Origin of the sequence: Streptococcus sp. ACS2, assembly GCF_000525585.1 — a bacterium.
Taxonomy (GTDB): Bacteria; Bacillota; Bacilli; order Lactobacillales; family Streptococcaceae; genus Streptococcus.
Genome location: NZ_JALT01000012.1, coordinates 52,300 through 65,279 on the forward strand (window position 1 = coordinate 52,300; position 12,980 = coordinate 65,279).

Below are 12,980 nucleotides of genomic sequence, written 5' to 3' on the forward strand. Positions count from 1 at the left end.
GGCTTTTTCTTTATGACATCAAAAAAACAATCTAAAATGTCAATTTAATCCTTTAAAGTCTGAAAATTTGGTATAATTAACCTAAAATACCAAAGGAGTAATTCATAATGCAACGTAGACTTGAACGATTTGATGCCAAACTTTCCCAATCAGGCCTTGATGCCTTGTTGGTGACAGGACAAAAAAATATCTATTATTTAACAGATTTCTGGGGGACAAATGCGACTGTCTTCATTACTAAGAATCGTCGCCTCTTCTTAACGGATTCACGTTATACCCTCATTGCCAAACAATCTGTGCATGGCTTTGATATTATCGAAAGTAAGGATCCACTTAAGGATATTGTTAAAATTATCGAGGCTGATAACCTTGAAACAATCGGTTTTGATAATCAGGTGTCATTTGCTTACTACCAAGGTCTTCAAGCGATTTTTGAAGGCTACACTTTGTCACCACAAAGCAACTTCATGGAAGAGTTGCGTATGATCAAGGACGAAAAAGAATTGGCAACTATCCGTAAGGCTTGTTCTATCTCAGACCGTGCCTTTACAGATGTGCTTGATTTCATTAAACCAGGTCAAACAACAGAGCTACAAGTAGCAAACTTCTTAGATTTCCGTATGCGCGAGTACGGAGCTTCAGGGATTTCCTTTGAGTCTATCATTGCTTCAGGCTACCGTTCAGCTATGCCTCACGGGGTTGCTTCAGAAAAGGTTATTCAATCTGGTGAGACCTTGACTATGGACTTTGGTTGTTACTACAACCACTACGTTAGCGATATGACTCGTACTATCCATATTGGTGACACTACTGATGAGGAGCGTGAAATTTATGATATCGTTCTACGTTCTAATCAGGCCTTGATTGACGCGGCTAAGGCTGGCATGACACGTCGTGACTATGATAAGGTTGCGCGTGATGTTATTGTCGAAGCGGGGTACGGTGATTACTTTACACATGGTATTGGACACGGTATCGGTCTTGACATTCACGAGATTCCTTACTTTGGTAATTCTGATGAAACCATCGAAGCTGGTATGGTCTTGACGGACGAGCCAGGTGTTTATTTGGCTGATAAATATGGTGTCCGTATCGAAGACGACATCATTATCACAGAAAATGGTTGTGAATTGATTACCCTTGCGCCTAAGGAATTGATTGTTCTCTAAGATTTGGAGGAATACTTTATGCCAAACCGTTTATCTTGGCAAGATTATTTTATGGCTAATGCAGAGCTGATTTCTAAGCGTTCTACGTGTGACCGTGCCTTTGTTGGGGCTGTTTTAGTCAAGGACAAGCGTATTATCGCTACAGGTTATAACGGCGGGGTTTCTGAGACTGATAACTGTAACGAAGTAGGTCACTACATGGAAGATGGTCATTGTATTCGTACGGTACATGCAGAGATGAATGCCCTTATCCAATGTGCCAAAGAGGGGATTTCTACCAAAAATACAGAGATTTATGTGACTCATTTTCCTTGTATCAACTGCACCAAAGCTCTCTTGCAAGCTGGTATCGTAAAGATTACTTACAAGGCCAATTATAGACCGCACCCATTTGCGATTGAGTTGATGGAACAAAAGGGTGTTTCTTATTTGCAGCATGATGTTCCAGAGGTTCACTTAGGAATGGATGACTAGTTTGTTCTTTGAAAAAAGCCTGAGGATTGGGCTTGAATCTATAAAACATTTGAGCCATGCTGTCATTTATGGTAGAATAAACTGATAATAATTTTTTACAAAGAGGTATTTAATAATGATTGAAGCAAGTAAACTCCGTGCGGGTATGACTTTCGTAACTAACGATGGCAAATTGATCAAAGTTCTTGAAGCTAGCCACCACAAACCTGGTAAAGGTAACACAATCATGCGTATGAAATTGCGTGATGTTCGCTCAGGTTCAACTTTTGATACTAGCTACCGTCCAGAAGAAAAATTTGAACAAGCAATCATCGAAACAGTACCAGCACAATACTTGTACCAAATGGATGATACTGCGTACTTCATGAACACTGAAACATATGACCAATATGAAATTCCAGTAGCCAACGTTCAAGAAGAATTGAAATTTATCCTTGAAAACTCAGAAGTAAAAATCCAATTCTACGGAACAGAAGTTATCGGTGTGCAAGTACCAACAACTGTTGAATTGACTGTTACTGAAACACAACCATCAATCAAGGGTGCAACAGTTACAGGTTCAGGTAAACCTGCGACACTTGAAACTGGTCTTGTGGTTAACGTTCCAGACTTTATCGAAGCTGGTCAAAAATTGGTTATCAACACAGCTGAAGGTACTTACGTATCACGTGCCTAAGCCCAACTAAGTCTTTCAAACCACTGGTTTGAAGGCTTTATTTTCCAAACTAACGGAAAGGAAACATGCGATGACTACAGAAAATATCGGTGAAATTGTAATTGCCCCTCGCGTGCTCGAAGTGATTACAGGTATCGCTGCAACTAAAGTGGAAGGTGTTTACGCCCTTCAAAATAAAAATGTTACGGATAGTCTCAGCAAAACAAGCTTGGGACGTGGTGTTTACCTCCGAACAGAAGAAGATGGTACTGTAAATGCTGATATCTACGTTTCACTTCAGTATGGGGTTAACGTACCAGCGGTTTCAATTGAAATTCAAAAGGCTGTTAAAGCAGCTGTCTATGATATGGCAGAAGTGGCAATTTCAGAAGTCAACGTTCACGTTGAATCTATTGTTACTGAAAAGTCACAAAAACCAGACTTGGCTGAATTGTTTAACGAGGATTTTTTGAATGACTAATATCTTTAAAGATTCACGTCGTGACCTTCGTGAGCGTGCTTTTCAAACGCTTTTTGCCCTTGAATTTGGTGGTGAAGCTCTGGAACAAGCACATTTCGCTTACACTTATGACAAGCCAATTGACGAAGAAACTGAAGTTGATGTACCAGCCTTTCTCCTTAGCCTAGTAACAGGCGTCCGTGAAGAGTTGGCTCAACTTGATAGTCAAATTGAAGAAAAATTGAAAGAAGGTTGGAGTCTCTCACGTTTGATTGTGACAGATCGTACCCTCCTTCGTTTAGGACTTTATGAAATCACGTCATTTGAAGAAACACCAGGTCGTGTGGCTATCAACGAAATCATTGAAATCGCTAAAAAATATTCTGATGAAACATCTGCTAAGTTCATTAACGGTGTACTTAGTCAGTTCGTGACAGATGAAGCATAAGCAAAAGAAGTTGAACACTATTTCAACTTCTTTTTTCTACAAATTTAACAAGAAAAAAAGTCGCAAGCGGAGATTTCTTGCGACTTTTATTTATATACTACCACCGGCAATCAAACTTACTGGAAGCACGTAATCACGATTAACTGTTTTGCCTTTAATTTTCTTGAGAAGAATTTCGACACAAAGCTTAGCGATTTCATCCAAAGGTTGTTGGATGGTTGCTAGCTCTGGGTAGAAGTGACGGATAAAGGCAGTTCCGTCATAACCGATGATTTTAAGGTCATCAGGGATAGAAAGTTCCAATTGTCTAGCTACCTTCATAACCAAGATAGCTGTTAAATCGTCCGAAACAAAGATGCCATCTGCCTTTTCACGAGAAATGATAGATTTGATTTCTAATTCTCGTCGCATGAGAGACAAATCGTTTGGAACGGGACAGATAATACCTTTTTTGTCCAACTCATAATTAAAACCTAGTTGACGGAGTCCTGTTGGAGAATCTGAATTATCATAACCTGTAATCATGACAATTCGTTGACAACCAGCTTTAACCAGAGCTCTTGCGGCTAACTTCCCACCTTCAAAGTTGTCAGATGAAACGATAGGAATCTTTGGGGCGAGATTACGGTCGAAGGCAACGATGGGAGCTTCAACCTTCTCATAATCCTCAATGCCAAGATTGTGGCTAGACGAGATGATGCCATCACATTGATTGGCGGCAAGCATCTCCAAATAGTCCTTTTCCTTGTTAGGATCATGCTCACTGTTACAAATGATGGTTTTATAGCCTTGCTTAAAGAGTTCATCTTCAAGACGTTCAATAAGCTCAGCATAAAAGACATTGGAGATATTTGGGAAAATCAAGCCAACAAGTTTGGCCGACTTTCCTTGAAGACCTCGAGCTAAATTATTTGGTTTATAGTTGAGTTCTTGCATAGCAGCGTGAACTTTGTCAATGGTCTTCTGTGAGAGGTAGCCCTTTTTGTTTATGACGCGAGAAACTGTGGTTGGGCTCACACCAGCCAGTTCGGCAACGTCAGTAAGCTTTGCGACCATAAATCACCTTAGTATTTCAAGTCGAAGTAGTGCCCAGAAACGTTTCCTGATGTTACTTTGATACCAGTTTGTTCTGCACTTGGGAAAACACGACTAGTGAAGACTTTCTCACCTTTGTTGAAGTAAATTTCAACGATTGAGTTATCTACAAAGATGTTTGCTGTTGCAGCTTGACCGGCATCAAGTGTACATTCACGACTTGTTCCAAAGTCAGTAGCATATTGTTCACCAGCTTTAGAACGGTCAAGGATAACTTTTCCGTTTTCAGTATCAACTGTAAGTGACAAGCCATTCCCTTCTTGGTCTGCGAAGAGGACAAGTTCTGTTTGAGTGTTAGCTTCAAAGTTAAGTTCAAGCTCGTAAGTGTTAGTTGTTGCCGTTTTTTCAGAGAAATCTTCTTGGCTAGCACGTAAGCTTGTAATGGCTTCGACTGGATATTGGTAGAGTTTGCCATCTTTAATAGACAATTCTTTAACCAAGCTCATAGCCCCTTGGTAGTCGTATTTGTCAGTTGGATAGTCCACATCTGGAAGACCGATCCAGCTGACAATAAGGGCACGACCATCTGGAGTATTAAAGCCTTGAGTTGCATATGCTTCAAATCCGTAGTCCAAGTTGATAATTGGTGTGCCATCAACGAGGGCAGGTTTTTCTGTGTCGAAATCTTGGAAAATCTTATAAGTGTTAGGGTAGATGTTACCGTAGTCAAGTTCAGCTTTATCGAGACCTTGTGGGCTATAAAGAAGAACAGGTTTGCCATCTACAAAGACAAGGTTAGGACACTCAATCATGTACTCTGACCCAGTGCCACCAAAGTCAAGATTACCAACCTCAACCCAGTTTTCGACATCATTGTCTACTGCCTTGTAAAGTTTGATATAACCTTGTTTATCGTGGTTTTGAGCACCTACGATAGCGTAGAATTGTCCCTTGTAATCGAAGATTTGAGGGTCACGGAAGTGCCCAGTAGCGTCAGCAGGTTGTTTGATAAGAACCTTGTCGAATTTTTCGATTTTGCCGTCTTTATCCATCCAAGCGCCGATTTGACGTGGGTCACGAATCCAGTTTTCATCACGAACGTTCCCAGTATAGAAGATAAAGAGTTTATCACCGATTTGATAAGCAGAACCTGAGTAGGCACCGTGGCTATCATTTTCATGGTCTGGCAAGAGTTTGACACCAGTTTCTGTAAAGTGAACCAAATCTTCAGTTTCAGTATGCACCCATTGTTTCAAACCATGAGCAGCTCCAAATGGCCAACTTTGGTAGAAAAGTTGGAACTTACCATTAAAGTAAGAAAAACCGTTTGGATCATTAAGAAGCCCTGTTTCTGGTTCGATATGGTAACTTGCACGCCAAGGTGATTTAGCGACATTTTCTCTAATCTTTGTTTTTTCTTCGTCTGTCCAATCTGCGTATGGACGGTAACGAACTTCTGTTGGTAGATTCATATTTAGTAATCTCCTAATCTATTTGTTAATAATATAGTAAACGTTTTACCTATAAAAATCAACGATTTATAACAAAAAATAAAAAAATATGCTAAACGGTTGACATATGGCAGAAAGATGCTAAAATAGTTATCGTAAAGAAAAGCTAAACGCTTTCATACCAAATTTTATTAAGGAGAATTTTGCAAATGGATAACAAACAAATTGCAAAAGAAGTCATCGATGCCCTCGGTGGACGTGAAAACGTCAACAGTGTTGCTCACTGTGCGACTCGTCTACGTGTGATGGTCAAAGATGAAAACAAAATCAATAAAGAAAAGGCTGAGAACATTGAAAAAGTTCAAGGTGCTTTCTTTAACTCAGGTCAATACCAAATGATTTTTGGTACAGGTACTGTTAACAAGATTTACGACGAAGTCGTTGCTCAAGGTCTTCCAACAGCATCTAAAGACGAACAAAAAGCAGAAGCTGCTAAACAAGGTAACTGGTTCCAACGTGCTATCCGTTCATTTGGTGACGTTTTCGTTCCATTGCTTCCAGCAATCGTAGCGACTGGTCTTTTCATGGGTATCCGTGGAGCAATCAATAACGATACAGTTCTTGGTTTGTTCGGTACAACATCAAAAGCTTTTGCTGCTACTGATTTTTATACTTACACAGTTGTATTGACAGATACAGCCTTCGCCTTCTTCCCAGCCTTGATTTGTTGGTCAGCCTTTAACGTATTTGGTGGTTCACCACTTCTTGGTTTGGTTCTTGGTTTGATGATGGTTAACAACGCCCTTCCTAACGCTTGGGATGTTGCATCAGGTGCTGCTAAACCAATTTACTTCTTTGATTTTATTCCAGTAGTAGGTTACCAAAACTCAGTGCTTCCAGCCTTCTTCGTAGGTTTGCTTGGTGCTAAGTTCGAGCAATGGGTTCGTAAATGGGTTCCAGACGTTCTTGACCTTCTCTTACGTCCACTTATCGTCTTCGCAGTAATGTCAGCTTTGGCCCTCTTTATCATTGGCCCTGTCTTCCATACTGTTGAAAGCTATGTTCTTGCTGCTACAGAATGGATTCTTAACTTGCCATTTGGTCTTGCTGGTCTTGTTCTTGGTGGAGTTCACCAAGTTATCGTCGTTACAGGGGTTCACCACGTCTTTAACTTGCTTGAAGCTAACCTCATTGCTAATACTGGTAAAGACCCACTTAACGCTATCATCACAGCTGCTATGACTGCCCAAGCTGGTGCGACACTTGCAGTGGGTGTTAAAACTAAAGATGCTAAATTGAAAGCACTTGCTTTCCCTGCAACTCTTTCAGCGGTACTTGGTATCACTGAACCAGCTATCTTCGGGGTTAACCTTCGTTTCGGTAAACCATTTATCATGGGTCTTATTGCCGGTGCTGCTGGTGGTTGGTTGGCATCAATCCTTAACCTTGCTGGTACAGGATTTGGTGTAACAATCGTTCCTGGTACACTTCTTTACCTTAACGGTCAAGTACTTAAATATGTTCTTATGGTACTTGTAACACTTGCTCTTGGTTTCGCTCTTACTTGGATCTTCGGTTACAAAGAGGAAGAAGTTGAAGCTCAAAAAGAAGTTGTTGCTGAAGATATTGCATCTGCAGAATCAGCTCCAGTTGCATTGCAAGCCGAAACAATCGCTGCACCACTTAAAGGTGAAGTTGTAGCTTTGGAAAATGTTAATGATCCAGTCTTCTCATCAGGAGCTATGGGTAAAGGTGCCGCTATCAAACCTTCAGGTAACCAAGTAGTTGCACCATTTGATGGCGAAGTGCAAATCGCCTTCCCAACAGGTCACGCTTACGGTCTTAAATCTGATAAAGGTGCTGAAGTGCTTATCCACATCGGTATCGACACTGTCTCACTTGAGGGTAAAGGATTTGATGCTAAAGTTCAAGCAAATCAACGTATTAAAAAAGGTGATGTCTTGGCTACCTTCGATAGCTCAGTAATCACTGAAGCAGGTCTTGACGATACAACTATGGTTATCGTTACAAACACTGCAGACTTCGAAGATGTTTCATCAGTAGCGACTGGTTCGGTTGCTGAAGGTGCAGACTTCATCGCAGTTAAATAATAAGCTAGAAAAGTCGAAGCCAATTCGGCTTTTTTAGTTAAATGGCTCATAAAGATAAGTGTGAAGCAGAGCAGTCGGTGCCTCCTTAAACAAGGTCTCATTTAGATTGTCTTTTGCCTAGCTTTTCTTTATAATAGTATGAAATAGTTATTTATTGATTACAAAAGGAGATAGCTTTACCTATGGCTAAACTTTACGGAAGCTTGGAAGCTGGTGGTACAAAATTTGTTTGTGCTGTTGGCGATGAGAAATTCCAAGTCGTTGAAAAAACTCAATTCCCAACAACTACACCTTATGAAACAATTGACCGTACGATTGAATTTTTCAAACGTTATGAAGATCAATTGGCTGGAATTGCAATTGGTTCATTTGGACCAATTGATGTTGATCCAAACTCTGAAACATATGGTTTTGTGACTTCAACACCAAAACCACATTGGTCAAATGTCGACCTTCTTGGTTTGATTGCTAAAGAGTTTAATATTCCTTTCTACTTTACGACTGATGTTAACTCATCTGCTTATGGTGAGACACTTGTTCGTAAAGGTGTTAAGAGTCTTGTTTACTACACTATCGGAACTGGTATTGGAGCCGGTGCTATTCAAAATGGTGAGTTCATTGGTGGTATGGGTCACACTGAAGCTGGTCACGTATATGTACCTCTTCACCCAAATGATGTTTCCAATGAATTTAACGGAACTTGTCCATTCCACCGCGGATGTTTGGAAGGTTTGGCTGCTGGTCCATCACTTGAAGCCCGTACAGGTATTCGTGGCGAATTGATTGAGCAAAATTCTGAGGTTTGGGATGTTCAAGCTTACTACATTGCTCAAGCTGCTGTCCAGGCAACTGTGCTCTACCGTCCAGAAGTTATCGTATTTGGGGGTGGTGTTATGGGACAAGAACACATGCTTCGTCGTGTCCGTGAAAAATTCACAGCTCTTTTGAATGGTTACCTTCCAGTGCCAGACGTGACTGAGTATATTGTGACACCTGCTGTTTCAGGTAATGGCTCTGCAACACTTGGTAACTTTGCACTTGCCAAAGATGTAGCTGACAAACACTCACGCAAATAAGCAAAATATGTAAAATCGCTTTAAGACATGATCTTAAGGCGTTTTGCTCTATACAGGAGGATGTAATGGAACCTTTATTTTTAGATTCGCCAATGCATGAAAAAATCTGGGGAGGTAATCGACTTAAGACAGAGTTTGGTTACGATATTCCCAGTGAACACACTGGTGAATACTGGGCAATTTCTGCCCATCCTAATGGTGTATCCTATGTCAAAAACGGAAAGTATGCTGGTTTTCATCTGGCAGAACTTTACAAGGATAAACCAGAACTTTTTGGAAATCCCAAGACTAGTGTTTTTCCTTTGTTGACAAAGATTTTGGACGCTAATGACTGGCTCTCAGTACAAGTACACCCTGATGATGCTTATGGACTAGAGCATGAAGGTGAGCTAGGAAAGACAGAATGTTGGTATATTATTGATGCTGAAGAGGGTGCAGAGATTATTTATGGTCACAAGGCTAAGACAAAGGAAGAATTGGCGTCCTTAATTGAAGCAGGTGATTGGGACGGACTTTTGTCGAAAACTCCTGTTAAAAAAGGTGACTTTTTCTTTGTACCAAGTGGTACCATGCATGCTATTGGTCCAGGTATCCTAATCTTAGAGACTCAACAATCTAGCGATACCACTTACCGTGTCTATGATTTTGATCGTAGGGATGATCAGGGCAATAAACGTGAGCTTCATATTCAACAGTCTCTTGATGTCTTGAATCTAGGGGAGCCAAAAAATAGCGTCCCAGCAACTGTTAAGACCTTACAATTAGAGTCGACTTGTTTGACATCAAACTCCTTCTTCGCCGTATATAAATGGAAACTCAATGGCTTGGTTGACTTCAAGCAATCAGCTCCTTATTTGCTTTGTTCGGTACTTTCTGGCAATGGGACTATGACTATCGATTCACGCATTTATTGTCTAAAAAAAGGTGATCACTTCATTCTTCCAAATGATGTGACAGATTGGGAAATTGATGGACAATTGGAGATGATTGTCAGTCACCCTAACGAGGCTTAAGTATGAGTAATGAAAAAGTTTTAGCTGTACTATTTGAGTGTATTGAAATTGGCAAATCCTATTATTTTGAGGGAGCTTACTATCGTCTAAAAGACTATGGAGACCACATTTATGGCTTACAAAGGGCCATTCCTGGGATGTGCGGTGAAAAAACGGCCTCCCCTAGCATCAAATTTTACTGGAAAAATGGTGTCTTGGACTATCAATTCTACGTTGATTTTGAAGCTAGCCCTATGATAATGAAGGCCTATAGCGGCACCGACCATGCCTTCTTTGAGCAGGCTTTTGAAAATCTCTTGCATGATTTTGAGGATATCCTAGAGAGCCAAGAGAACTCTAAGAAGTAGTTTTAAAGCATTATTGTCGATATTTTCAGTGAATCTAATAAAAAAGTTTTCGTTTATTTGCAAATCCATTGTGAAAGCCCTTAAACTAGGGCTTTTTTCTTTGTCAATCCTTGAGTGATTTCTTGTTTAAAGGGGGCTTTTGTGGTAAAATATGGAGATAAAGACTGTCGAAAGGAAAAAAGATGGCAAATATATTACGCAAAATCATTGAAAATGATAAAGGCGAAATTAAGAAACTAGAAAAAACTGCCAAGAAAGTCGAGAGCTATGCTGATGCAATGGCGGCTCTTTCAGATGAAGAACTTCAGGCAAAAACAGAAGAATTTAAAAAACGATATCAAAACGGAGAAAGCCTAGACCAACTCTTGCCAGAGGCATTTGCAGTTGTTCGTGAAGGGGCAAAACGTGTCCTTGGACTTTTCCCATATCGTGTGCAAATCATGGGTGGTATCGTTCTTCACCATGGTGACGTCCCAGAGATGCGTACAGGGGAAGGGAAAACCCTGACTGCGACCATGCCTGTTTACCTAAATGCTATTTCAGGTGAAGGTGTGCACGTTATCACCGTTAACGAATACCTTTCAGAGCGTGATGCGACTGAAATGGGTGAGCTTTATAGTTGGCTTGGTTTGTCAGTAGGGATTAACCTTTCAGCCAAATCACCAGCTGAAAAACGTGAAGCTTATAACTGTGACATCACTTACTCAACCAACTCAGAGGTAGGTTTCGACTATCTTCGTGATAACATGGTTGTTCGTAAGGAAAACATGGTACAACGTCCATTGAACTATGCCTTGGTCGATGAGGTTGACTCAGTTCTTATCGACGAAGCTCGTACACCATTGATTGTATCAGGTCCTGTAAGTTCAGAAACTAATCAGTTATATCACCGTGCGGATGCCTTTGTTAAGACCTTGACAGAGGATGATTATGCCATTGATATTCCAACAAAAACGATTGGTTTGAATGACTCAGGTATTGACAAGGCTGAAGAATTCTTCAACTTGGACAACTTGTACGATATTGATAATGTTGCCTTGACTCACTATATTGACAACGCCCTTCGTGCCAACTACATCATGTTGCATGATATTGACTATGTGGTCAGTCCTGAGCAAGAAATTCTTATCGTTGACCAATTTACAGGTCGTACCATGGAAGGTCGTCGTTTCTCAGATGGGCTCCACCAAGCCATTGAGGCAAAAGAAGGTGTGCCAGTTCAAGAAGAAACGAAGACATCTGCCTCAATCACTTACCAAAATATGTTCCGTATGTACAAGAAATTGTCAGGGATGACTGGTACTGGTAAAACTGAGGAAGATGAATTCCGTGAAATTTACAACATGCGAATCATTCCGATTCCAACTAACCGTCCAATTCAACGTATTGACCACGATGACCTTCTTTACCCTACCTTGGATGCTAAATTCCGTGCAGTGGTACAAGATGTTAAACGTCGTTATGAAAAAGGACAGCCAGTCCTTGTTGGTACGGTTGCCGTTGAAACATCTGACTTGATTTCTAAGATGTTGGTTGAAGCAGGTATTCCTCATGAAGTGCTTAATGCCAAGAACCACGAAAAAGAAGCGCATATTATCATGAATGCGGGTCAACGTGGTGCCGTTACGATTGCGACCAACATGGCCGGTCGTGGTACCGACATCAAACTTGGTGAAGGTGTTCTTGACCTTGGTGGACTCTGTGTCATTGGTACAGAGCGTCACGAAAGCCGCCGTATCGATAACCAGTTGCGTGGTCGTGCGGGACGTCAAGGGGACCCAGGGGAATCTCAATTCTACCTTTCACTTGAAGACGAATTGATGCGTCGTTTCGGTTCTGATCGTATCAAACAAGTCTTGGAACGTTTGAATGCTGATGATGAAGATATTGTTATCAAATCACGTATGTTGACACGCCAAGTGGAAGCGGCTCAAAAACGTGTCGAAGGAAATAACTACGATACTCGTAAACAAGTCCTTCAGTACGATGACGTTATGCGTGAACAACGTGAAATCATCTATGCTGAGCGTTATGATGTTATCACAGCGGAACGTGACCTTGAACCTGAGATTAAGGCTATGATTACGCGTACGATTAACCGTACAGTAGATGGTCACAGCCGCAATGATCAAGAGGAAGCTCTTAAAGGTATTTTGAACTTTGCTCGTCAGGCTTTGGTTCCTGAGAATGCCATCTCACTTGAAGATTTACAAGAAGTGGGAGAGGTAACGAAACGTAGTGTTAATTATGACGCTATTAAAGTTTACTTGAATGAGTTAGCAGATGATGTTTATGATCGTCAAATCAAGAAATTGCGTTCAGAGGAAGCTATCCGTGAATTCCAAAAAGTCTTGATTTTGATGGTTGTTGATAACAAGTGGACGGACCACATCGATGCCCTAGATCAATTACGTAATGCCGTTGGTTTGCGTGGTTATGCACAAAACAACCCAATCGTTGAGTATCAATCTGAAGGGTTCAAGATGTTCCAAGATATGATTGGGGCAATTGAATATGATGTGACACGTACAATGATGAAAGCACAAATTCATGAACAATCTCGTGAAAATGTGAATGAACGTGTTTCGACAACAGCAACAGGCAATATCCAGGCCCACCAAGCAGATGCTAATGGTCAAGAAATTGACTTTAGTAAGGTTGGTCGTAATGACTTCTGTCCATGTGGCTCTGGTAAGAAATTTAAAAATTGTCACGGTCGTAAACAATTTTAGGAAAAAAAT

Annotated in this window: 12 protein-coding genes; 10 read left to right on the forward strand and 2 right to left on the reverse strand. The window is 40.8% G+C overall.

From position 1 onward, the window contains the following. The first annotated feature begins 107 nt into the window (after nucleotides 1-107). The 5 genes from HMPREF1517_RS01570 (at nucleotide 108) to nusB (ending at nucleotide 3,206) form a co-directional block, all read left to right on the forward strand. On the forward strand, nucleotides 108-1,169 hold the full coding sequence (locus HMPREF1517_RS01570) for a M24 family metallopeptidase (protein ID WP_014635041.1): 1,062 nt from the start codon (nucleotides 108-110) through the stop codon (nucleotides 1,167-1,169). Nucleotides 1,170-1,187: 18 nt separating this feature from the next. Then, nucleotides 1,188-1,643, forward strand: coding sequence for a deoxycytidylate deaminase (locus HMPREF1517_RS01575; protein ID WP_002884736.1), 456 nt, complete (start codon nucleotides 1,188-1,190; stop codon nucleotides 1,641-1,643). 115 nt (nucleotides 1,644-1,758) lie between these two features. Further along, nucleotides 1,759-2,319, forward strand: a complete 561-nt coding sequence (efp, locus tag HMPREF1517_RS01580; RefSeq protein ID WP_002884532.1) for an elongation factor P — start codon at nucleotides 1,759-1,761, stop codon at nucleotides 2,317-2,319. Between the two features lie 70 nt (nucleotides 2,320-2,389). After that, nucleotides 2,390-2,779 (forward strand): Asp23/Gls24 family envelope stress response protein, encoded by a 390-nt coding sequence (locus HMPREF1517_RS01585; protein ID WP_002884704.1) that lies wholly within the window; start codon nucleotides 2,390-2,392, stop codon nucleotides 2,777-2,779. Further along, nucleotides 2,772-3,206 carry a transcription antitermination factor NusB gene (gene nusB, locus HMPREF1517_RS01590; RefSeq protein ID WP_002884506.1) on the forward strand — a complete coding sequence of 145 codons (435 nt, stop codon included), beginning with the start codon at nucleotides 2,772-2,774 and terminating at the stop codon, nucleotides 3,204-3,206. The genes HMPREF1517_RS01585 and nusB overlap by 8 nt, the downstream gene beginning before the upstream one ends. Before the next feature lie 90 nt (nucleotides 3,207-3,296). On the opposite strand, the gene HMPREF1517_RS01595 is transcribed toward nusB, so the two are convergent. Next, nucleotides 3,297-4,262 carry a LacI family DNA-binding transcriptional regulator gene (locus HMPREF1517_RS01595; protein ID WP_037599088.1) on the reverse strand — a complete coding sequence of 322 codons (966 nt, stop codon included), beginning with the start codon at nucleotides 4,260-4,262 and terminating at the stop codon, nucleotides 3,297-3,299. 8 nt (nucleotides 4,263-4,270) lie between these two features. Beyond that, on the reverse strand, nucleotides 4,271-5,713 hold the full coding sequence (locus HMPREF1517_RS01600) for a sucrose-6-phosphate hydrolase (protein ID WP_013991171.1): 1,443 nt from the start codon (nucleotides 5,711-5,713) through the stop codon (nucleotides 4,271-4,273). 188 nt (nucleotides 5,714-5,901) lie between these two features. Here HMPREF1517_RS01600 and HMPREF1517_RS01605 point away from each other — a divergent pair, with 188 nt between their 5' ends. The 5 genes from HMPREF1517_RS01605 (at nucleotide 5,902) to secA (ending at nucleotide 12,971) form a co-directional block, all read left to right on the forward strand. After that, a complete protein-coding gene (locus tag HMPREF1517_RS01605) occupies nucleotides 5,902-7,803 on the forward strand; it encodes a sucrose-specific PTS transporter subunit IIBC (RefSeq protein ID WP_037599089.1) in 1,902 nt (633 codons plus the stop codon). A 182-nt stretch (nucleotides 7,804-7,985) separates the two neighbouring features. Continuing rightward, nucleotides 7,986-8,879 (forward strand): fructokinase ScrK, encoded by an 894-nt coding sequence (gene scrK / locus HMPREF1517_RS01610; RefSeq protein WP_002891824.1) that lies wholly within the window; start codon nucleotides 7,986-7,988, stop codon nucleotides 8,877-8,879. A 65-nt stretch (nucleotides 8,880-8,944) separates the two neighbouring features. Next, nucleotides 8,945-9,892, forward strand: coding sequence for a mannose-6-phosphate isomerase, class I (manA, locus tag HMPREF1517_RS01615; protein ID WP_037599090.1), 948 nt, complete (start codon nucleotides 8,945-8,947; stop codon nucleotides 9,890-9,892). A gap of 2 nt (nucleotides 9,893-9,894) precedes the next feature. Continuing rightward, nucleotides 9,895-10,239: a hypothetical protein gene (locus HMPREF1517_RS10140; protein WP_084639271.1), complete on the forward strand. Its 345-nt coding sequence runs from the start codon at nucleotides 9,895-9,897 to the stop codon at nucleotides 10,237-10,239. 182 nt (nucleotides 10,240-10,421) lie between these two features. Continuing rightward, nucleotides 10,422-12,971, forward strand: coding sequence for a preprotein translocase subunit SecA (gene secA / locus HMPREF1517_RS01625; RefSeq protein ID WP_004183450.1), 2,550 nt, complete (start codon nucleotides 10,422-10,424; stop codon nucleotides 12,969-12,971). Nucleotides 12,972-12,980 lie beyond the last annotated feature (9 nt).